Raw genomic sequence first — 20,487 nt, 5'->3', positions numbered from 1 at the left:
CGAGCCGCATCAGATTGGGAACAGAAAGGGGATAGATGTTTTCATAAAGTATTGGACGAGGAGGAAAGAACATGCAGAACGAAAACAGGGAATGGCATGCGCTCGAAGTAGACGAGGTTCAGTCCCATGTGGAGACTGATGTAGAATCTGGTCTCTCGAAGCAAACGGTCACCAATCGTCAGGAGGAGTTCGGAAAGAACGTCCTACCTGAAAAGGAGAAGACGCCTGAAATCATAAAATTTTTAAGACAGTTCAATGATATTCTCGTTTACGTCCTTTTAGGAGCGGCAGTTGTCACAGGTTTCCTTGGTGAATATATCGATACAATTGTCATCGTCTTGGTTGTAACGGTCATCGGGGTTGTCGGTTATCTCCAAGAGAATAAAGCGGAAGAAGCATTAGAAGGAATCAAAAAGTTGTTAGAGACGAAAGCGACCGTCATTCGCGATGGTAAACAATCCGAAATCGATTCAAGTGATCTCGTCGTCGGGGATATTCTCGTACTCGCTGCAGGCGACAAGGTACCAGCCGACGCAAGGGTCATTCAAGCGGAAAAATTTAAAGTGGAAGAATCCGCATTGACCGGTGAGGCCACAACGGTCGAGAAAAAATCAGACGTCGTCAAAGAGGAGGCCGTGCTCGCAGATCGAAAGAACATGGTCTATTCAGGAACGAGTGTGGCGACGGGAAGTGCGAAAGCCATTGTGACGGCAATCGGAGAAGGTACGGAACTTGGTCAAATCAATGCGTCCATTTCAGAAGTACAAACCGTGAAGACGCCACTGATTCGTCAGACGACGAAGTTTGGACAGACGGTCTCCATCGCCATCCTAATTATCTCTGTCATTATTTATGCATTCGGTTATTTCTTACGAGATTATGAACCAGTCGAACTCATGTTAACGACGATTGGTCTAGCAGTCGCGGCCATTCCGGAAGGATTACCAGCTGTCATCTCCATTATCTTGGCGCTCGGGGTCCGAAATATGGCAGAGCAAAAAGCAATTGTTCGAAGCCTGCCATCTGTTGAAACGTTAGGCGCAGTCTCGGTCATCTGTACCGATAAGACCGGAACGTTGACGAAAAACGAGATGACCGTCAAACAAATCGTGACGGCGAAACATGACATTGAGGTGTCAGGGAGCGGGTATGCACCGAACGGAGACTTAGAATTAAACGGTCAACCGTTTGACTTGGATGACGATGAGTCAATGATTGACCTATTGACTGTTGGGAAGACGTGTAACGATGCACAGTTGAACGAAGAAGATGGAGAATGGGTCATCAACGGAGATCCGACTGAAGCTTGTTTATTAACTGTCGCTGAGAAAGCGGAGCGCCCGATTGAGCGTCTTAAAGTCATCTCTAAAATCCCATTTGATTCAGAGTACAAATACATGGCGACGCTCGTTGAGTATAAAGACGAGCGCATGATCTTCGTAAAAGGGGCTCCGGATCGCTTATTTGATATGGCGACAACAGACGGATTCAAACAAGAATATTGGGATGAAAAACGAAAAGAGATTGCCGACCGTGGTCAGCGCGTTCTCGGTGCTGGATTAAAACGTGTCGACAGTTCAAAACAATCGATTGATCATGAGGACGTTGAAGATGGTCTTACTTTCCTCGGTTTGTTTGGTATCGTCGATCCGCCACGTCAAGAGGCGATTGACGCAGTCGCCGCGTGTCGTGATGCTGGAATCCGAATTAAAATGATCACGGGTGACCATAAGGATACGGCCGTCGCCATCGCAAAAGAGCTCGGTATGGAAGTTGAAGGGGCGCTCGAGGGTCGAGAGCTGACAGACATGTCTGATGAAGAAATCAAAGAGGCATCGGTTCATAATGACGTATTCGCGCGAACGAGTCCGAACGATAAACTTCGTCTCGTGAAAGGGCTACAAGAGAACGGTTTGATCACCTCGATGACCGGAGACGGTGTGAACGATGCGCCAGCCTTAAAACGTGCCGATATCGGGGTCGCGATGGGAATCAAAGGAACGGAAGTCGCGAAAGAAGCCTCTCAAATGGTTCTTGTCGATGATAACTTCAAAACCATCTATAACGCCGTCCGTGAAGGTCGACGTGTCTATGACAACTTGAAGAAAACGATTCTCTTCCTACTCCCTACGAACGGTGGGCAGGCGTTACTCGTTGCGATGAGTATTTTACTTGGGGCAGCAGCTCCACTCAGCCCAGTTCAAATCTTATGGGTCAACATGGTCGTCGCGATTACGCTTTCGTTGGCGATTGCCTTTGAACCACTTGAAGAGAGTACCATGAAGCGTCCTCCACGGCCGGCAAACGTACCACTTCTCAGTCGCTATTACATCTTCCGTGTCACGTTCGTGTCGATATTAATCGGGGGAGGTAGTTTATGGATCAACTACATGCTCGGAGATTTCGATTACTCGACCGAGAAATTACAGACCATTACTTTGAATGCGATTGTCATGGCACAGTTGTTCCACTTATATAACTGTCGCACTGAGTTGGTTCCGGCGTTCAATCGTCGTTTCTTCGACAATAAAATCGCGTTCCTCGTATCTGGACTGCTCATCGCCCTACAATTGTTCATCACGTATGTTCCGTTCATGCATACGCTATTCGGTACCGCTCCACTTACGTGGGAAGATTGGATTTATCCAGTGGCATTTGGAGCCGTCGTATTTATCATCGTAGAGATTGAAAAAGCCATCTCAAGACGAGTGATTGGTAATCAAAATATACACTAATGTGTTTCATGACGGAAGAAAACGGATAAACAAATGGAGTAACGATGAAGGAGGGATATGATGAAACGAGACGAATCGCAACCAGGGGTACATCCAGATCCAATTCCGGACGATGAATCAAACCCGGCACAAAAGCCGGCTCCGACCCAACACCCTGATCCAGATCCCGATGAAGAATCGGATGAATAAAGGGATTAACTTGTAAGACAACAACCTCCTCGTCAATTAGACGAGGAGGTTGTTCGTGTCGAGGTTACTTTTTCGTTTTAGAGGAACGGCTGTTTTGTAGACGGTTGAATTTCTTCTCATCCGTATGCTCCGTGATGACAAAATCACCAACAGGGCATTCCCACTTTCCTTTTGCGACAACACATTCACGCAATGTCACTTGATCATCATACAAATCGAGCTCTAGCGTTTCTTTTAAAAATTGATCTACTTTTGGATTTGGCACTTTTACATATTCATTCAACACGAGTTCTTCATTTTTAACAGTCACATAAGATGTGACCTGAAAATAGCGCATGCGGTAATCTCCTTTGTTTTAAATCTAATGTCTAGTATAACGGTTCATGAGATCAAACGGGAAATCAATCTTTCATCTCAGCGCGTTCACGTTTTGGTGGTGCCTCGTTAAACGGCTTTTGGTGACGGATCAAAAGCCAGAAAATCAAGCCGAACAGCGGGATATAGGGAAGTGGCCAGAGGCTCATCTTATAGCGCTTTGCATCGCGGTTCATTAACGTAATTTGGATGAATGCCAACAAGAAGAAATCGACGGTCATCGTGCGGACAAACTGGTTATTTTCCACATACGACCAATATTCCGCGACATTCCCGGTGTTCGCGGCGGCGATAAACAGTCCGATGGTCACCAATAACAACACGACGCCAAGGATACGCGTCGGGAGCGGTTTGACGGGAGTCGGATAAGGAGATTGTCTCGCAAACGCCAAATACGGAGCGAGTAAGAAACCACCTACAAAAAAACTACTGATGGCAGCAAGCAATGGATTCGGCTTCAGCTGGTTCACTTCTGACCAAAGGAGCGGGAACATCGCTAACGGGAACACGCCTAGGATGCTAAATAAAGAAAGGGAATAACCTTCGTACACATCCGTGTTATACATCACAAAATCGAGCAAGAATCGACCGTCAAACGGTACGTTCGGACCGAAAATGGCCAATGCGATGGCCACAGCCCATGGAATCAATAAAAATTTTCTCGTCATACGAACACCTCGCCCAATGATTTTCATACTGTTAGTATACCCTCTTTTAGAAACACGAAAAAATGAGAAGATGCAAAGGTGCATGTCCTCATTTGTTTTCGCGTGCATACATTTTTATCATCGTGACAAGTTGTTGCGTTTCGTCCATTTTGGCATCAAGTAAAATCCCATAGTCATACATCGAACCCAATTGGCTGCGGTGTCTAACATGTCCAATCAATTCAATGGGCTGAAGAGTCGGAACGAGATCGAGGACGAAATGGACTTGCAAGTCGTCGGAGAGTGGAAAAAGGTAATCTGATCGCAATTTCAGTCCATGTGAGCTCACATTCAGGAGAAGTCCTTCTCCATCATAGAGTTCTTTTTCTTCCCAGACGAGTCGATAAGGGATCGTACGGGGATTCGGTAGAATATAGCGAAAAGTTTCCTGTCTGCGATAACGCATCAATTCACCCCATTTCTCTACTCCCTATATCGGACATTTACAATTCGAAATGAAGTGGAAATAAGTATAATTTTTCGATAAGCTCGCTTTACAAATGTGAAAACGCTTTCTATAATAGGTGTACGATTTAAATAGGGAGGAGATCAGATGAATATACATGATTTACTCCGACGTTACTCGATCCAAACACCAGTCATCTATGAAAAAAAACGTAACGGGGAGTGGGTTAAACTCGAGCGTTTACCTGCCTATACCATTCTTGAAGTCGAAACGAATGATCAAACGATCGAAGCGGTCGCCATTGATGCGTTCAAAGCGATCACCGTCTGTCGAGAGTCGGCGTCGATTGAAGAAGCCCGTCCGTATGCTGTGCGTATCCAGATTGAACGACCATAAGAAAAGCCGTAACTTCGAAGGTGAAGTTACGGCTTATTTTATGCAGCGTCTTGTTCGGTTTCATCTTGTGGATTCGTACGTTTTGCATAGTACATGAATGGTGTTGCCATCCAAGCAATCACGAATTTCGCAACGTACGTCGTAATGAAGATGTTCCACCAGATGTCCCAATCCATTCCCCAAAAAGCGATAATACAGAAAGTGAACGTATCAATTAACTGTGAGAGCACGGTAGAACCTGTCGTTCTGAGCCAAAGTTTTTTCTCGCCCGTTTTGGCGCGAATCTTCGAGTAGACGAAGACGTCAAACAATTGAGAGACGAGGTAAGCAGCAAGGCTACCAAGTGTGATCAACGGAAGCATCGAGAAGAGTGCCTCAAAACTTTCGTGCATGAAGATCGCTTCTTCGAACGGTTCATACAAGAGGGCATATTGCATGAGTACCGTCGAAACGATCAAAATGAAGAAACCGAGCCATACCCCTTTTCGAGCCGCGGCTCGTCCGTGTTTTTCGTTCAAAATATCAGTCGCTAAATAGAGCGAACCGTAGACGATGTTACCGAGCGTAAAAATGTATCCGCCAATTACAATCTGTTGTGTGACTTGAATATTTGCGACAACTGAAGCCATCGCAATCCAAGCATATAATCCGACCCGTCCGAACAATTTGTAACTGAGGACGAGAAGACCGAGTGTAAGGATGGCAGAAGGAATCCATAACCATTCGTTTAGCATGAATCATGCTCCTTCCTCTAACTATTCAATGATTTCAACTTTTCAAGTTTATAGAGGAACGGAAATGATGTCAAGGTGAGGGGAGATGAAGAAGTTCTCGTTGATGTGTACCAGAAATCAAACTGTACCTTCTGAAATATTCAGAAGGTACAGTTTGTTGACTGACATAAATAATATCGCTCGCCCTTCCGACGCCCACGCTTATCGCAGGCAATCCCGGAGCCGCATCGCGACTTGGGTCGCTGCTGGGTCTCCGTTGGATTGCTCTCCTGCAGGAGTCGGGGCGTCGTCGGGCGAGCAACGCAAACAATTGTCATCTGGCGGCTGTTTGTCTTTTTCTGTGGCCTTGATGGTCGAAGAAAAAGCTCGGTATGTGATTTTAACCATTTGGTTGAACGGTATAGTTGATACCTTCGACGAGAATCAAAATCGTACTGCAGGATCATCATTTCCAGTTTAGGATTTCGTGGGAGTAGATTCATGAAAGGTATGGAGTGTTTGAATTATTGTATAAAACTGTGAATTCGCCTGTACATGGGCGGTAAGTGCGCATAATGCTGTGCAAAAAATCAGTAGCCGTAGACTTCTAAAAATTGCTTGACCGCAACTGGATCGAATTCTAAATCCTCGTAGAGTGAGTCAACTATTGACAGTACATTGTCATAGGTATCCGCGTTCCATTCAGATGTTTCGAGAATTGATTCGTACTCAATTAACTTTTCTTTTAAATCATCTAGTTTGCCTATTGCTCCAGATAATTCTTTTGAAGCCTCAACATCATTAAAGCTATTAGTTGCAATGACGGCTTGTTCGCGCGTAGACTCTATGAAGATAAGCGCTGTGTCTGCAGTTAAGAAGTCGGCTTCCATTGACTCGTAAACCGAATTGGATAGAGCGTTAATTTCATCTTCGATTGCAAGAAAGCCAACAATGACATTTTCTGCACTTTGTAAGGCTTCGGGAGATTCTTCATTTGTGATAGGTTCACCATTATCTTTGGTGCTTTCTTCTACATTATAATCCTGTTCGAGCACAGTTTCTCTGAGCGGAACTTTATACAATCGTTTTACTCTCGTACTTTCGGCGTATCCAATCGGTTCGGTCCACGACTCCCAAGAGTCAGCAAGTAACATTGTTTCTAAAGAATATCGCGTGGCGAGTAATTCTATTTCGAGATCGAATAGTTTTTGCGTGTTAAGCGCTGGTGGATCTTCCATGGCCATTTCACTGACGATTTCAGAGGCTTTCTGCAATTCATTACGTGACACTTCGATAACTTCTTCCATTGAGTCGAAACGCTCTTCTATTTCTGAAAGTGGCCTCTCTTCACACGAGCCATCACATTTACTAAAATTCTTCTCAATGAGTGTGAGTAAAGCATCAGTTCTCGTGATAGTTTCATTCACTTCACTGTAACGATCCGTATACTCTGTTGGAATACCAACTGGCAATTCATCAGTTTCATTGATGACTAGTTTGGTATCTACAAATACTTTTTCTTCTGAAGTGACTACTTCTTCGCTTTTTAATGTACTTTCTTCGGGTTTCGATGCTTCTTGATTTTCGTTATTAAAAGCGAATGATACGAGTATTAATAATGCACCTAGGCCCATGATTTGTCCTGAGAAACGTTTCATCTTCAACATTCTTAGAGGACTGTCTTGGCGTAGATGATAGTCTCGTTCAATTTCTTTTCGAGCTGACGTATAGAATAAAAATGAAATCGCAAACAGTACACCACCAATAATCCCTAAAATGTCCATGACTAACACTCCTTATTTTTTTGTATATATCGAATTATTCAATCTATATATACCCATATTTGTAAAATAAAGTTTCGTTTCAACAAAGAACTGCTCACGACACGAAAAAACAAAAACTGTGCAATTTCTGTGCAATGACAAAAAGAAAGCACCTCCTGATAATTTCAGGAAGTGCTCTGAGCCGCTTCATTGAGCGGTGTTTTTGATGCCTCCGACGAGAATCGAACTCGTGCTGCAGCATTACCATTGCTGAGGTCTGCCACTAACCTACAGAGGCGTTACACCAACTATGTTACACACGTTCCTTCCATTTTTCAAGCTTTTTCAGAATAATAAGACCTCCAATCTTCTTTGTTAGAAGACTGGAGGTCAAATGGTTCATGCTTATTTTGTGCGGATCCAAACAGCACCTGCAGAGTTGTCTTTCGCTTCACCGACAACGTCAATGACGAGCCCGTATTGCGGAAGTTTACGTCCTGCATCTGGGATGAGTGAGTTGATGTACGAATTCGCATCATTGAACTGCTTCACGCCAGCTTGTGCTTTGTAGTCATACACACCACGACTTGGTGAATCGATGTACCAAGCGAGTGTCTTATCGAGACTGAATGCAGCATCAGCGATTTGGTAACGCGTGCTACCTGCAACTGTCTCTTTCCCGTTCAAGTTTCCGATGAGCGCCTCTGGGTGAGAGTCGACGACACCGAGGAAGCCTTCACCAGGGTGGACACCGACCCAGTTGTCTGTGTACGAGTCATCACCGTACCACACGACAAGACCAGTGTTGTATTTCACGCCACGGCCGTTGAGAAGACCCATATCCGACCCGGCATGGTTACGCCATTCGAGGTAGTAGTAATGCGGTTTTGAATCGTATCCGTCTGAGTTGACGAATCCATCAAGCGTGACGGCTTCAGCGCCTTCCGCATCATCTGCGAAGAGTGTTGCTGATTCTGATTGGATTGACAAGTTGTCGACCGCGAAGCCTTTCATTGCGACGCCGCCATCTGTCACGTATTCGAATACGATCTGTACATCTTGTCCAGCGAATTGTGAGAGGTCATAAGACTTGTTGACCCATGCACCGTTCGTCGTCTCAGCAGGGTATCCAGCTTCGTTTTCGCCATTGACGTCGTCACCGAACACATCGAGGACAACTTCTTTACCGCCACTGACGGCTTTCACATACAAGTAGTCGTAATCTGATTCGACTTCATAGAATGCATCAAATGTGAGGACACCGTCCGCACCAAGTTTCACGCTAGGTGTAGCCATTTCCGTATGGATGTCGTCACCTTTTGTCGAGTAGTAGTAGCGCTCGCCATAAGCTGGTTCGATTCCTTTAATCTTCTTATCAGGAAGGTTGACTTTGACAATTCCTGGGTTTTTTGACTTCGTCACAGATTGGTCGAGTTGTGAGACAAAACCTTGTGAGTTGATATCTTCAAGGTCGACTTCTGTGATGTTCGCCCAGTTTCCACCCATGATTTTTTGGAAGTACTCTTTGTTTTGTGGTGAGAAGCTTGTTGGCTCTGTACCAGCGACTTTACCAGCCCAGCTACCGCCACTCATGATTGACCATGATTGTACTGGCTCACCTTGACCTGTGTACTGCGTATCGTACTCATCTGGAAGACCGAGGTCATGTCCAAATTCGTGTGCGAAGACGCCGACTGCACCGTCTTCAGGTTGAATCGTGTAATCGTACGCCGCCATTTTTCCGCCCCAGTAAGGAACTGCAGCTTCTGTGTTGGCTACCGGATAAACGCCGTTGAGGACCCAACGGTGTGACCATACTGCATCGTCACCGAGTGCACCACCACCAGCTTCTTGACCAGTACCAGCGTGGATGATCATCAAGTGGTCGACGAGTCCGTCTGGCTCATTGAAATCACCGTCTCCATCCAAGTCATAAAGATCGTATTGGTCGTGCTCGGCAAGATCGATTCCTGATGCGACCGCAGCGTTTAACGCATCTTTAACGAGTTGACGCGGACCAGGACCGACGTTATCATGACCACCATCGCCTTTGTCTGCACCATAATCTTTCGCAGTTCCTGGTACGGTTAACCATTCAGAAACTTCTCCGTCGACCGTGTAACTTCCACCTGATTGTTCTTCATAGTATTGTTTGAACGTTTGAACCTTTTCTCCGTTGAAGAGTTCAAATGGTTGGTCACCAAACATATAGTTCTCATAGTGCTCTTTGCTGAAGTTGTCACTATACATATAGCCTGCTTCTTGAATAATGTTATTGTGTTTGAAGTCGCTATACTCGACGAGAAGGACGAGGACTTTATCTTCACGAACCGAACCGTTATATGCCGATTGTTGTGCCGGAGAAACCTTCACTTGACCGTTCGGCTTTCCTTTACGGTAGTTCGCTTGACCTTTTTTCGCTTTGTCGAGAATTCGTTCAGTTTCTTTTTCGAATTGAGTATGTATCTTCTCTTTTGCTTTTGAAGCCTTCTCATTCAATTCGTCGTCGTGCTTATGTGGATCTTTCGCTTCGCCTTGTTTTTTCGCGATATACGCGTCGACCGCTTTCATGCGCTCAGATGCTGACAATCCTTTTTTGATGACGCCACGCTTTTCGAGTGCTTTTGCGAGACGGTCTTCATCGATGATGTTGTGGTCGAACGGAGCAAGCTCGCTCGTTGTCGGCACAGATGGTGCAACCGATAGCGGTGCAGCACCAGCAGCCGGAACGATACTGACTGTCATGGCAGATGTCATGAGAGCCGCGAGTGTCGTTCGACGGATGGAACGTTTTTTCATTTGTATGAACCTCCTGTTAAAAAATAATGGGAAAATGTGTGAGCTTGTTGTAAATGTACCGTTTGTGTCTGATTAATGTCAATATTCAGAAAATAATAACCAAAAAAAGAGTCTAAAGACCTATTTAGTCAATATGAACTAAATAGTCTTAGACTCCAGGTCGATATATCCATAATGGAACTTCGATGTTTTTCGCTTTATGTGAGTAAAATCATAGCGTTTGAAGGCATCGCTCTCAAAATGAGCCTTTAAAACAATTCGTTTCTTAGCTACTCGTTTTGCTTCAACCATCAACTCTTCCGAGAGTGGGGAGGTGTCGGCGATTGAACGAAGTGGGTTCAGATGAACCGATTCTGAAATCGTCTTTTCGAACATCGGATCAAAGTAAATACAGTCGAACGAATTTTCCGCACATGTTTTCAAATATTCGAGAGAATTCGTATGAACGACCTCAATGCGGCGCATCGCCTCATTGATTGACTCATCTTTTTCGACCCATACAGACATACCTTCCCGGACGAGTTGTGCCGTTATGAATTGGCTCTCAAGACCGATTACTTTTCCCGTTGAACCGACGGCATGGCTCATGACGATACTGTCCGATCCGAGTCCGAGCGTACAGTCTAACATATGATCACCAGGTATTGCTTGTAATGCGTCAATGAGTGGATCTGTTCCACCACGACTGAGTTGCTTCACACGAAAGACCGAGCTAGAAGGGTGAAAAAAGAATGGCTCTTTACTATGCATTGGTGTGAACTCGACACGTCGCTTGTCAAAGACAAGCACATCTTGGTGATGACGCTTTTTCAATTCTTCAATTGAATGTTTGCGTCGTTCGACAAATTTTATATTGTATGTGGTGGCATGCGCTTGCGCCCGAGACAATACTTCATCTGTCGGACGTAAACAAGTGGTTACGATATACATGGGACGAGCTCCTTCATAAAAAATGAGACGCAGTCGCGTCTCATTTTTTCTTACTGAGTAAATCTGACAGTTCGTCAATAAGTGCTTTGTGAGAAGCAAGTTCTTTCTTCTTCTCGTCGTTCACGTTCACCGGACGTTTTGAACGGCTTTGAAGTGCTTCGAGTGTCTCGTCGATTGACGATTTCAACGTATCACGTTCTTCAGGTTTCAAAGATACTTCGTGCGGATTTTCTCCAGACGCATCTAACTCACGAAGGCGTGCCATCAATTGTTTCGCCTCACGATTCAAATCCACTAGCAATCTGTCAATTTGTTCCAAACGCAATTTGATTCCATCTCGTTCTGTAAACATCTGTTTCACCTCTTTTGCGGTTTAACCCTAAGGTCTCTTCCTGTTTACTTTACCATAAAATTTGTTAAACGAAACTACCGGGAATATATTCCATTTATTTTGGCTGTAAGAAACATTGTTTCTCTATCCCCACACGAAGTTCACCTGCTATACTAACTGAGCTAATAAGGAGGTGGGCGGATGGAGACTACAAATCATCCACCAAAAGCGCTCAAGGGAGCGATTGTGTCAATCACGGCATATTTGATCTTATCTATATTAAAAGTGTTCTTCGGATATTTATATGAATCTGAGGCGGTTTTAGCCGATGGATTCAACAATACGACGGATATTATCGCGTCGGTCGCCGTCTATATTGGAATTCGGGTTGCGGCGTTACCTCGGGATGCCGAGCATAAATATGGTCACGCGAAGATGGAGACAATCTCTGCACTCATCGCTTCACTGATCATGATTGCGGTCGGTATTTTCGTCTTCTTTAATAGTCTGTCGAATTTAATCGGGGGAGAATATGCAGAACCGAACCCGTTAGCAGCGGTCGTCGCGTTCGCCAGTGCGCTCGTCATGTTCGGGGTGTATCGCTTCAACTTGAACCTCGCAAAGAAAACAAAGTCATTGGCACTTAAAGCTGCGGCGAAAGACAACTTGGCCGATGCGATGATTTCAGTTGGAGCCACACTTGGTGTGCTATTCGCTTATTTCCAACTTCCTTGGATGGATACGGTCTTGGCCATTGTCATTGCCGGCATGATCATCCGGACGGCGATCCAAATCTTTTTAGATGCCACCCATCAACTTTCTGACGGATTCCCTCCACACCTCGTCGAGACATATGAGGAAACGATTGAACAATTTGAGCGTGTGAAAGAAGTTCGGGAAATTAAAGGGCGTCATCTAGGAAATCACGTGATGATCGATGTGACGATTGCAGTTGATGGAGATTTGACAGTGGACGCGGCCCATGAATTATGTGATGAAATCGAACGAAAACTGGATGAACAGCATGCGGTCGATTCAGTGCATATTCATATTGAGCCGATTTGACGTTCGGTTATCTTTTGCGCTTCATGAATGGATTCGTTTATAATAAGCGCAGACAGATATTGAACTACTAGTTAAGGAGGGCACGGGATGAACATCGTGCGTCAACCTATTCGCCAGATTGATGAGATTGAATATGAACACTTTCAGAAATATGGAGAAAACTCATATGGCGTTTCTGCTGAAGAGTTGAAAGGGATCCTCGAAGAAATGGGGACGGAGCAACTCTATCATGCAGAAGAGCATAGTTATGGAGAAGACTTCTATTATGACTTGATGGTCGATGACAAACTTGTCGGTAAAGTCTTGTTACTCAAGCTTGCCCGAGTATACCAGCTTGACCTGATGGTGTTCGATGCATACAAAAATAATGGATATGCGACGGAAGGTTTGCGTCTCGCCTTATTGGACTCGGAATTGATGGAGGGACAAACAGTTCGCGCCGGGATTCCACCGACGAGTCCACATCAACAAGAGATGCATCAAGTGCTCGTTCAAAACGGATTTGAAAAGCGAAACGGGCTTTATTATTTAAATTTCAAGAAACGATATGTAGTAAACCATTAAGCTGACGGCGTATCGCACGTCAGCTTTTTTTCATATGGAGGGGTAAGGATGAAGCAGGTCACCATTAAAGATATCGCCGAGCTCGCAGGCGTCGCAAAGAGTACAGTCTCTCGCTATTTGAACGGTGGGTCGGTAGGGAAGGCGACGAGAGAAAAGCTCGATCGGGTCATCCGGGAAACCAATTATGAACCGAATCAATTCGCCCAAAGTCTTAAGTCAAAGCAGACGAAGATGATTGGGGTCATTGTTCCGCGACTCGATTCTTACGCTGCCTCGCGTACGATGATGGGAATTGATGAACGATTGACAGAACGAGGCTATCAGATGCTCGTCGTCAATACGGCACAACAGACGGAACGAGAGATTGAACAATTATACAACCTCGCCAAACAAAAGGTCGCAGGTATCATTTGGCTCGGGACGACTGTCACCGACCGTCACCTCGAAGCAATAGAGGCGATTCAAATTCCGGTGTTGCTGATTGGTCAACAGCATGACAACGTGCACAGTCTCGTCTACCCGGACTATGAAGCCGCATATGCCCTCGGTAATGAGTTCACGAAATGGGGTCATCGGGACGTTGTCTACGTCGGTGTTTCGGAGGCGGATATCGCAGTCGGTCAAGATCGGCGCGATGGTTTTTTGAAGGCATTTCATGAGGCGGATGCACGCGTCACAGTCGTTCAGGCAACCTTTAAAATCGAAGATGCCATTCCGATCGGAGAACGGTTGGCGAAAGAGATTGGTTCGACCTCACTCATTATTTGTGCAACGGACAATATTGCCCTTGGTGTATTGAAGGGACTGGCGAATCAAGGGATTTCTGTTCCGAATGATATCTCTGTCAGTGGCTTTGGGGGCTATGATTTCACGGAAGTCTTACATCCATCGATTACGACCGTTCATCTTCCTTATCGGCGAACTGGGTCTAAGTCGGCAGATATGATGCTTCAACTTTTACAAGGAAATGACGTCCCAATGAAAACGTTCACAATTTTTGAATTAAAAGTGCGCGAAAGCGTTGACAAGTTGAATTAAATCGTTTACATTTGTGTTGCGGAACCGGTTCCGCAACATTTTTTATTATAAATTGGAACCGGTACCAATCGGATGTGGAACTTATAAGATTTTTGGAGGTGGACGATATGAACACCGTACATTGTATCGGCGAATTGTTGATTGACTGGGTGTGCGAGGATGCTTCGAGCGACCTTGTCAACGGAACGACGTTCGTCAAAAAAGCAGGTGGCGCACCTGCGAATGTGGCGGCAGTCGTCAGTAAGCATGGTGGACAGTCGAGTTTTCTCGGACAAGTCGGAAATGACCCGTTCGGTCTTTTCTTGAAACAGACGTTGACCGAGAACCGAGTCAGCACAGACAACCTTGTTGAAGCGGGTGATACGACATTCGCGTTTGTGTCGATTCAAGAGGATGGGGAGCGGGACTTCACGTTCCGACGCGGTAGTGACGGAGATTATGCATTTGAATCCATCGATTTGTCATTGATTCAAAAAGGTGATCTCATTCATTTTGGTTCTGCGACAGCATTACTAGATGGAAAACTAAAAGATGCGTACTTCAAATTATTGCAATTTGCAAAGCGAGATGGTTTGTTCATCTCATTTGACCCCAACTATCGGGATGCATTGATCACTGACCTTGAGCAGTTCAAACAAGATGCGAGACATTTCATCGCGGAATCGGACTTTATTAAATTGAGTGAAGAAGAAGCGCACTTGTTGACAGGTAAAGAGCAACTTGAAGACGCTGTTCAAGCACTACTTCAATTAGGTGCAAAACAGATTGCGATCACATTAGGGTCTCGTGGGACGTTGATTGCGACAAGCACGCATCATGAAATCGTTCCTTCAATCTCAATCGACAGTGTCGATTCGACAGGAGCGGGAGATGCGTTTGTCGGTGCTTATTTGTATCGGTTGGCGACGCTCGGATTTGACCCGGAGCGCTTACGTTCCGACATCGAATATGCAAACGTAACGGGTGCATTAACATGTACAGCTTATGGCGCTATTCCAGCAATTCCATCACGACAACTTGTGAATGAAACGTTAGGAGGGAAATGAAAATGGATTACAAAAAAGAAGCAGCATCGATATTAGAAGCGATTGGTGGGAAAGAAAACGTTGCGGCAGCTGCCCACTGTGCGACGCGCCTTCGTCTCGTATTGAACGATGAGTCGAAGGTTGATGAGAAAGCTCTCGAACAACTCGATGTTGTCAAAGGGACGTTCTCTACGGGAGGTCAATACCAAATCATCATCGGGCAAGGTACGGTCAACAAGGTATATGCCGAGTTCTCACAGATGACTGGCCTTGGAGACATGTCGACGACAGATGTAAAATCGGCAGGAGCGAAAAAGATGAACCCGCTCCAACAGTTCGTCAAAATGTTATCAGATATCTTCGTTCCAATCATCCCGGCAATCGTCGCCGGCGGTCTCTTGATGGGGATCAACAACTTATTGACGGCGCCGGATTTGTTCTTCGAAGGACGTTCATTGATTGACCAGTATCCAGGCATGGCAGACCTCGCAGCAATGATCAATACGTTCGCAAATGCCGCCTTTGTCTTCCTGCCTGTACTCATAGGTTTCTCCGCAGCCAAGCGGTTCGGGGGTAACCCGTATCTTGGTGCAGCGCTAGGTATGATCATGGTTCACCCGGACTTGATCAACGCATATGCACAGGCTAGTGTTGAAGAAATTCCGGTTTGGAACATCTTCGGTCTTGAGATTGAGAAGTTAGGATACCAAGGACAAGTCTTACCAGTCCTCGTCTCAACGTATATTTTATCGAAGCTTGAAATCAACATTCGAAAAATCATGCCGGCATCACTTGATATCTTGCTTACGCCATTACTCTCACTCCTCTTCACAGCGTTCATCACGTTCGCTTTCGTCGGACCGATCACTCGTGAAGCAGGGAACTTGATCATTGATGGGTTGGTATGGACGTATGATTCACTCGGATTCGTCGGTGGCTTGATCATGGGTCTTCTCTACGCCCCAATCGTTATTACAGGTATGCACCATAGCTTCATCGCGATTGAAACACAGCTTCTTGCTGATATCGCCGAAACTGGCGGATCGTTCATCTTCCCAATCGCTGCGATGTCGAACGTCGCACAAGGGGCGGCTACACTCGCTGTTTTCTTCTTGACTGCTGATAAGAAGATGAAAGGTGTCGCATCAGCATCAGGGATCTCAGCATTACTTGGAATCACAGAGCCTGCCATGTTCGGGGTCAACTTAAAACTACGTTATCCGTTCATTGCAGCCATCGTCGGTTCAGCTATCGCCTCTGCTTTCATCGTCGGAAACGACGTATTGGCAGTAGCGCTCGGTGCTGCTGGGCTACCAGGAATCATTTCAATCGCACCTGGTTCGATCATCTCATATATCATCGGTATGGCCATCGCATTCGCAGTAACATTTGGATTGACATTCATCCTCGCGAAGCGACAAGCAAAAAAAGAAGCGGTCAAACAAGCCGCATAATGAAAAAGGAAGTGACACTATGAATTGGACGAAGGCCGAACGTTATCGTTCACTCCGTGACGTGAGCGCCCTCGAGATGGAGGTGCTCCGTACAAAGACGGCCGCATCCCCGTGGCGGTTTGGATACCATATCCAGCCGCCTACGGGCCTCCTCAATGACCCGAACGGCTTCGCATATTACGATGGAGAGTATCATCTATTCTATCAGTGGTTCCCGCTCGGACCAGTTCACGGTCTCAAACATTGGTACCATGTTAGTTCACCTGATCTTGTCCATTGGATTGACCGCGGGGTGGCGTTAGTCCCTGAAACGAAGGAAGATTCTCATGGTGCCTATTCGGGAAGTGGATTCATCGTTGATGATACCCTTCACGTGATGTACACCGGGAATCATCGTACCGACGATTGGACGCGTCACGCCTCGCAAATTATCGGTGTCTTACGTGACGGGGTAATTGAGCGTCGTAACGTGGCGATCCCGAGTATTCCAGCAGGCTACACGGAACATTTCCGTGATCCAAAAGTATGGGAAGAAGATGGATCGTATTATGCGATTGTCGGTGCACAGCGAACGGATGAGACGGGATGTGTCGTCTTATATCGTTCGACTGACTTGAATGAATGGACATTTTTAGGTGAAGTGAAGACCGAGCTTGAGCGGTTCGGTTACATGTGGGAATGTCCTGACGTGTTTGAACTGAATGGAAAGCATGTCCTCATTTTTTCTCCGCAAGGGATTGAGCCTGAGGGTCATCGCTACCACAACATCTATCAATCCGGATACGTCACAGGTACGCTTGATTTAGAAACGCTCGTCTTCACGCACGAGTCATTTGAAGAGCTCGACTTCGGTTTCGACTTTTACGCTCCGCAAACGACGGAGCATGATGGTCGTCGTATTCTAGTCGGCTGGATGGGCTTACCAGAGATTGAATATCCGACAGATCGCTACGGTTGGGCCCATGCGTTAACGCTTCCTCGAGAACTCTCGCTTGAAGATGGCGTATTAAAACAACGACCAGTCCCTGAAATGAAGCAACTCCGAACTAATCAGTTCGCAGACGAATCAGGTACGCATATCGAAATGATTTCGCCCGAACGTTATGAATTGAAATTGTCGACGTCCGGAGAAGACTTCGAGCTTGAACTATTGAAGACAGAAGAAGAGTCGCTTGTGATTCGGTACGAGAAAGATACACGCGAATTGACCATCGATCGGACAAACGCGGGTGAACCGTTCGCAACCGAGTTCGGGACGACCCGGACAAAAGTGATCGAGGTCAAGTCCCTTCATCTGTTCGTCGATTCCTCAAGTGTTGAATGTTTCGTCAACGACGGTGACGCCGTGGCAACGCTTCGCGTCTTCCCGAGTGATGACGAGAAACGAATTCGCTATGTCGGAGCGGATGCGACATTAGTTGGTTGGAAGTATGAATGAGTGTAAAAGCTGAGCGTTTGCTCGGCTTTTTTATTTTCCAAATGTTGAAACCGTTTCACAAAAACATACGTATATAAAACGAGACGGGAGGTTAGAGTGATGGATAAATGGATTCGTTTAGCAGGTGAGATTCGTAAAATGACGATGTCTTATAAAATCGATACAGAAGAACTCGAGAGAGAAGAAATGGAACGAGTGATGGTGGCGGAGTCATCAGAGCGCGGAACATTCAATCCAGAAGTAGCGTTAGAGTTTCATGAATTGGGCCAGGTGCGGGTGTTCGCGGAAATGCTCCGAAGTTCAGAAGAAATCGAAGGCATTGAGATTGAAGTGGCTCCTGATTTCGACCTCACAGTACAGTACAAGGGTGGGGAGTATGAACGTTATCAACTTTGGCTCGGTCAACCGAACCGTCCGAGTGTGATCACGAAACTCGAACGGACGGACGTTATTTGGAAGTTACCAGAACATACGACGAATCGCTTGATTGATATCCTCGGATTAAATACGTAAAAAAGCACCTCTTTTGAGATGCTTATGAGTTGAATCGAATGAATCGTTCGATTTGTCGCTCTGATTTTCTCGCTTGCCGTCCGACCCAAATGAGGTGTCCCGGGCTGTTCAAGATTGTTAGCTGAGCATGGGGAATCAACCGCTTCGCATAATGGGCGTGGCGTACGGGGACGGCTTTGTCATTTTTCGAGTGAATGATATAGGTCGGACATGACACACCGAGTAAGACCTCGCTCGATACACGCTGTTTCAAATCGAACTGGGCCCCTAAACCAAACGCCATTTGATTGGCGACGCGCTTGAGGAGGAAAATGTCATAAGGAGACACCTCTTCCCGAATCGTCTCGAGTGCCAACACACTCGTCGATTGAATCATGCGTGCCGTCGCTTCGAACGGATGTTTTTGAATGGCACGAGCAACGAACTGTTTCATGATGTATTGAAGTGCGATGAATGCGGGTTGGACAATATTTCTGCTGACTGTGTCCCGATACGGAAAATCGACGACACTCGTCACAGCGGCAGCGAGTGTCAAGCTTCTTACACGTTGGTTTTGGGAAGCGAGTTCAATCGCGGTCGGTCCTCCGGCAGAGATGCCGTAAACATGATATTGATCAATTTCTAGCATTTGCATCAAGTGAGCGAGTCGGGATGCAAAGAGTTGAGGAGATGCTGAAAAAGAGTACGGTGTTTCTCCATATCCGGGTCTAGATGGGACTATGACCCGAAAACCGGACAAAACGAGCTGGTCCACATGGTATGGTTCTAAACTCGATGACTGGGTCCCATGAATCAGTACGATCACAGGACCGTGACCACGGTCTATATATTCAATTTTTGAGCCGTCGACGTGTGCGTAATATTTCACTTCAGATGGCGCCTCCTTAAACAGTTTGTAATGGAAAATACCTTTATTTCGTGGAAATAAAATGATAATGTCTGTTTATACATATTATAGATATAGAAATGAAAGGGGATAGAACCGTGAATAACCGAGAGCGGTTACTTGAAGTTCGACGTTTCTTCGAACGTTACACGGACGAAGCAAATCCTAAAACACTAGAAGATTTGCTCGAATACTTGTCAACAATTGGAGATACTTCTAAGTTAGCAAAAAAATCGGTGAAAGACGATATCCAAGCACTGAATAATTCGGGGTTTGAAGTGCAGGATGAATTGGAGAAGAATGGTCTTGCCAAAAAATATTGGCACTCTGCTCGTTTGTTCGAGATTCACGAACTTCGAATGATGGTCGATGCCATCGTCGCAGCCAAATTCATCTCGGAAGACGTGACCGAAGAGATCGTTGAAAAGCTTCAAATGCTGACGAGCAATCCTGAAGCGAAGACGTTGCAATCAATCATTAAGACACCGAAGAAAAAGCACGGACAAATTCCGTATCACATTGACCGCATTCAGCGCGCAATCCATGAACGGAAAGCCATCTCGTTTCAATATACGGACGTCATCGGATTCGACGTCACGAAGCGAACGTTCCCGCTCCGTCGTGATGGAGAGCGGTACGTCATCAATCCAATCGACTTGCATTGGAATCACGAACAGTATTACTTGATTGGCATCGATGAATCAATCGGAGAGGTTCGGAACTATCGGGTCGACCGAATCGTCAACTCCGAGATTGTAGAGGACGGCACCATTCGTCCGAAACACCATCTTCCAGATGACTATTACCAAAAGTCCTTCAATATGTACAACGGCTTGGATGAGCAAATCGTCTTGTCCGTCGATGAGCGTGTTCTACCGGTCATTTTCGATAAGTTAGGAGAAGACGTCTCTGTGTCTGAACATGAAGAACGCTTCCTCATCCGTTTCGATGCGGCCGTTTCTGACGGATTCATTTACTGGTTGCTTTCTTTAGGGGCACAAGTAGAAGTCGTTGAACCACTCACGCTTCGCGACCATATGAAGGCAACGATTGAGAAAATGGCAAATACTTATGAGAATACAAGCATTCATTCATCCATCGAGTAATCAGATGTGCTATACTGCTTGCGACACTTAATGAAGGGGGACAGGCGGATGTTG

Annotated in this window: 20 protein-coding genes and 1 tRNA gene; 11 read left to right on the top strand and 10 right to left on the bottom strand. The window is 45.8% G+C overall.

What is annotated here, in order from left to right:
• Nucleotides 1–71 precede the first annotated feature (71 nt).
• Nucleotides 72–2,735 (top strand): cation-transporting P-type ATPase, encoded by a 2,664-nt coding sequence (locus PJK55_RS03675; protein ID WP_271304858.1) that lies wholly within the window; start codon nt 72–74, stop codon nt 2,733–2,735.
• 60 nt (nt 2,736–2,795) lie between these two features.
• Nucleotides 2,796–2,924 carry a hypothetical protein gene (locus PJK55_RS03670; RefSeq protein WP_256441151.1) on the top strand — a complete coding sequence of 43 codons (129 nt, stop codon included), beginning with the start codon at nt 2,796–2,798 and terminating at the stop codon, nt 2,922–2,924.
• A 64-nt stretch (nt 2,925–2,988) separates the two neighbouring features.
• On the opposite strand, the gene PJK55_RS03665 is transcribed toward PJK55_RS03670, so the two are convergent.
• From PJK55_RS03665 to PJK55_RS03655, 3 genes are all read right to left on the bottom strand, one after another.
• Nucleotides 2,989–3,261: a hypothetical protein gene (locus PJK55_RS03665; RefSeq protein WP_271304857.1), complete on the bottom strand. Its 273-nt coding sequence runs from the start codon at nt 3,259–3,261 to the stop codon at nt 2,989–2,991.
• Between the two features lie 64 nt (nt 3,262–3,325).
• Entirely contained in the window at nt 3,326–3,967 is a 642-nt protein-coding gene (locus PJK55_RS03660) for a hypothetical protein (RefSeq protein WP_271304856.1), read from the bottom strand.
• Nucleotides 3,968–4,055: 88 nt separating this feature from the next.
• Complete coding sequence (locus PJK55_RS03655) at nt 4,056–4,412, bottom strand: PilZ domain-containing protein (protein WP_271304855.1); 357 nt, start codon at nt 4,410–4,412, stop codon at nt 4,056–4,058.
• 147 nt (nt 4,413–4,559) lie between these two features.
• Here PJK55_RS03655 and PJK55_RS03650 point away from each other — a divergent pair, with 147 nt between their 5' ends.
• Nucleotides 4,560–4,808 carry a hypothetical protein gene (locus PJK55_RS03650; protein ID WP_271304854.1) on the top strand — a complete coding sequence of 83 codons (249 nt, stop codon included), beginning with the start codon at nt 4,560–4,562 and terminating at the stop codon, nt 4,806–4,808.
• Between the two features lie 38 nt (nt 4,809–4,846).
• Here the strand turns inward: PJK55_RS03650 and PJK55_RS03645 are convergent, their stop codons facing one another.
• From PJK55_RS03645 to PJK55_RS03620, 6 genes are all read right to left on the bottom strand, one after another.
• Nucleotides 4,847–5,542, bottom strand: coding sequence for a queuosine precursor transporter (locus PJK55_RS03645; RefSeq protein ID WP_271304853.1), 696 nt, complete (start codon nt 5,540–5,542; stop codon nt 4,847–4,849).
• Nucleotides 5,543–6,111: 569 nt separating this feature from the next.
• Nucleotides 6,112–7,305, bottom strand: a complete 1,194-nt coding sequence (locus PJK55_RS03640; RefSeq protein WP_271304852.1) for a hypothetical protein — start codon at nt 7,303–7,305, stop codon at nt 6,112–6,114.
• 206 nt (nt 7,306–7,511) lie between these two features.
• Nucleotides 7,512–7,582, bottom strand: a tRNA-Thr gene (locus tag PJK55_RS03635).
• Between the two features lie 107 nt (nt 7,583–7,689).
• Nucleotides 7,690–10,083 carry an immune inhibitor A domain-containing protein gene (locus PJK55_RS03630; RefSeq protein WP_271304851.1) on the bottom strand — a complete coding sequence of 798 codons (2,394 nt, stop codon included), beginning with the start codon at nt 10,081–10,083 and terminating at the stop codon, nt 7,690–7,692.
• 138 nt (nt 10,084–10,221) lie between these two features.
• On the bottom strand, nt 10,222–11,013 hold the full coding sequence (locus tag PJK55_RS03625) for a class I SAM-dependent methyltransferase (protein ID WP_271304850.1): 792 nt from the start codon (nt 11,011–11,013) through the stop codon (nt 10,222–10,224).
• A gap of 40 nt (nt 11,014–11,053) precedes the next feature.
• A complete protein-coding gene (locus tag PJK55_RS03620) occupies nt 11,054–11,365 on the bottom strand; it encodes a hypothetical protein (RefSeq protein ID WP_026826028.1) in 312 nt (103 codons plus the stop codon).
• A 180-nt stretch (nt 11,366–11,545) separates the two neighbouring features.
• On the opposite strand from PJK55_RS03620, the gene PJK55_RS03615 reads away from it, so the two are divergent.
• From PJK55_RS03615 to PJK55_RS03585, 7 genes are all read left to right on the top strand, one after another.
• On the top strand, nt 11,546–12,409 hold the full coding sequence (locus PJK55_RS03615) for a cation diffusion facilitator family transporter (protein WP_271304849.1): 864 nt from the start codon (nt 11,546–11,548) through the stop codon (nt 12,407–12,409).
• 87 nt (nt 12,410–12,496) lie between these two features.
• Nucleotides 12,497–12,973, top strand: a complete 477-nt coding sequence (locus PJK55_RS03610; protein WP_271304848.1) for an N-acetyltransferase — start codon at nt 12,497–12,499, stop codon at nt 12,971–12,973.
• 48 nt (nt 12,974–13,021) lie between these two features.
• Complete coding sequence (locus PJK55_RS03605; RefSeq protein ID WP_271304847.1) at nt 13,022–14,011, top strand: LacI family DNA-binding transcriptional regulator; 990 nt, start codon at nt 13,022–13,024, stop codon at nt 14,009–14,011.
• Between the two features lie 107 nt (nt 14,012–14,118).
• The gene (locus PJK55_RS03600) at nt 14,119–15,057 is read left to right on the top strand and encodes a carbohydrate kinase family protein (protein WP_271304846.1); all 939 of its coding nucleotides are present in this window, start codon (nt 14,119–14,121) and stop codon (nt 15,055–15,057) included.
• Nucleotides 15,058–15,059: 2 nt separating this feature from the next.
• On the top strand, nt 15,060–16,490 hold the full coding sequence (locus tag PJK55_RS03595; protein WP_271304845.1) for a sucrose-specific PTS transporter subunit IIBC: 1,431 nt from the start codon (nt 15,060–15,062) through the stop codon (nt 16,488–16,490).
• Nucleotides 16,491–16,509: 19 nt separating this feature from the next.
• On the top strand, nt 16,510–17,928 hold the full coding sequence (locus PJK55_RS03590) for a glycoside hydrolase family 32 protein (RefSeq protein WP_271304844.1): 1,419 nt from the start codon (nt 16,510–16,512) through the stop codon (nt 17,926–17,928).
• A 99-nt stretch (nt 17,929–18,027) separates the two neighbouring features.
• The gene (locus PJK55_RS03585; RefSeq protein ID WP_271304843.1) at nt 18,028–18,441 is read left to right on the top strand and encodes a hypothetical protein; all 414 of its coding nucleotides are present in this window, start codon (nt 18,028–18,030) and stop codon (nt 18,439–18,441) included.
• 22 nt (nt 18,442–18,463) lie between these two features.
• Here PJK55_RS03585 and PJK55_RS03580 read toward each other — a convergent pair whose 3' ends face one another.
• On the bottom strand, nt 18,464–19,309 hold the full coding sequence (locus PJK55_RS03580; protein WP_074034499.1) for an alpha/beta fold hydrolase: 846 nt from the start codon (nt 19,307–19,309) through the stop codon (nt 18,464–18,466).
• 116 nt (nt 19,310–19,425) lie between these two features.
• Between PJK55_RS03580 and PJK55_RS03575 the strand changes: the two genes are divergently transcribed.
• The gene (locus tag PJK55_RS03575) at nt 19,426–20,433 is read left to right on the top strand and encodes a helix-turn-helix transcriptional regulator (RefSeq protein WP_214783147.1); all 1,008 of its coding nucleotides are present in this window, start codon (nt 19,426–19,428) and stop codon (nt 20,431–20,433) included.
• Nucleotides 20,434–20,487: the final 54 nt, after the last annotated feature.

Source organism: Exiguobacterium sp. MMG028 (assembly GCF_027947425.1).
Classification (GTDB): domain Bacteria; phylum Bacillota; class Bacilli; order Exiguobacteriales; family Exiguobacteriaceae; genus Exiguobacterium; species Exiguobacterium aestuarii_A.
Note: the sequence above shows the minus strand (reverse complement) of the source record. Positions and strands in the feature narration are given on the sequence as shown.

What these genes read in the sequence shown, in the direction of transcription:
- PJK55_RS03615 (WP_271304849.1), top strand. Translation starts at nt 11,546, where the DNA reads ATGGAGACTACAAATCATCCACCAAAAGCGCTCAAGGGAGCGATTGTG.
- PJK55_RS03595 (WP_271304845.1), top strand. Translation starts at nt 15,060, where the DNA reads ATGGATTACAAAAAAGAAGCAGCATCGATATTAGAAGCGATTGGTGGG.
- PJK55_RS03620 (WP_026826028.1), bottom strand. Translation starts at nt 11,365, where the DNA reads ATGTTTACAGAACGAGATGGAATCAAATTGCGTTTGGAACAAATTGAC.
- PJK55_RS03600 (WP_271304846.1), top strand. Translation starts at nt 14,119, where the DNA reads ATGAACACCGTACATTGTATCGGCGAATTGTTGATTGACTGGGTGTGC.
- PJK55_RS03650 (WP_271304854.1), top strand. Translation starts at nt 4,560, where the DNA reads ATGAATATACATGATTTACTCCGACGTTACTCGATCCAAACACCAGTC.
- PJK55_RS03625 (WP_271304850.1), bottom strand. Translation starts at nt 11,013, where the DNA reads ATGTATATCGTAACCACTTGTTTACGTCCGACAGATGAAGTATTGTCT.
- PJK55_RS03645 (WP_271304853.1), bottom strand. Translation starts at nt 5,542, where the DNA reads ATGCTAAACGAATGGTTATGGATTCCTTCTGCCATCCTTACACTCGGT.
- PJK55_RS03610 (WP_271304848.1), top strand. Translation starts at nt 12,497, where the DNA reads ATGAACATCGTGCGTCAACCTATTCGCCAGATTGATGAGATTGAATAT.
- PJK55_RS03585 (WP_271304843.1), top strand. Translation starts at nt 18,028, where the DNA reads ATGGATAAATGGATTCGTTTAGCAGGTGAGATTCGTAAAATGACGATG.
- PJK55_RS03660 (WP_271304856.1), bottom strand. Translation starts at nt 3,967, where the DNA reads ATGACGAGAAAATTTTTATTGATTCCATGGGCTGTGGCCATCGCATTG.
- PJK55_RS03605 (WP_271304847.1), top strand. Translation starts at nt 13,022, where the DNA reads ATGAAGCAGGTCACCATTAAAGATATCGCCGAGCTCGCAGGCGTCGCA.
- PJK55_RS03655 (WP_271304855.1), bottom strand. Translation starts at nt 4,412, where the DNA reads ATGCGTTATCGCAGACAGGAAACTTTTCGCTATATTCTACCGAATCCC.
- PJK55_RS03640 (WP_271304852.1), bottom strand. Translation starts at nt 7,305, where the DNA reads ATGGACATTTTAGGGATTATTGGTGGTGTACTGTTTGCGATTTCATTT.
- PJK55_RS03590 (WP_271304844.1), top strand. Translation starts at nt 16,510, where the DNA reads ATGAATTGGACGAAGGCCGAACGTTATCGTTCACTCCGTGACGTGAGC.
- PJK55_RS03630 (WP_271304851.1), bottom strand. Translation starts at nt 10,083, where the DNA reads ATGAAAAAACGTTCCATCCGTCGAACGACACTCGCGGCTCTCATGACA.
- PJK55_RS03675 (WP_271304858.1), top strand. Translation starts at nt 72, where the DNA reads ATGCAGAACGAAAACAGGGAATGGCATGCGCTCGAAGTAGACGAGGTT.
- PJK55_RS03670 (WP_256441151.1), top strand. Translation starts at nt 2,796, where the DNA reads ATGAAACGAGACGAATCGCAACCAGGGGTACATCCAGATCCAATTCCG.
- PJK55_RS03665 (WP_271304857.1), bottom strand. Translation starts at nt 3,261, where the DNA reads ATGCGCTATTTTCAGGTCACATCTTATGTGACTGTTAAAAATGAAGAA.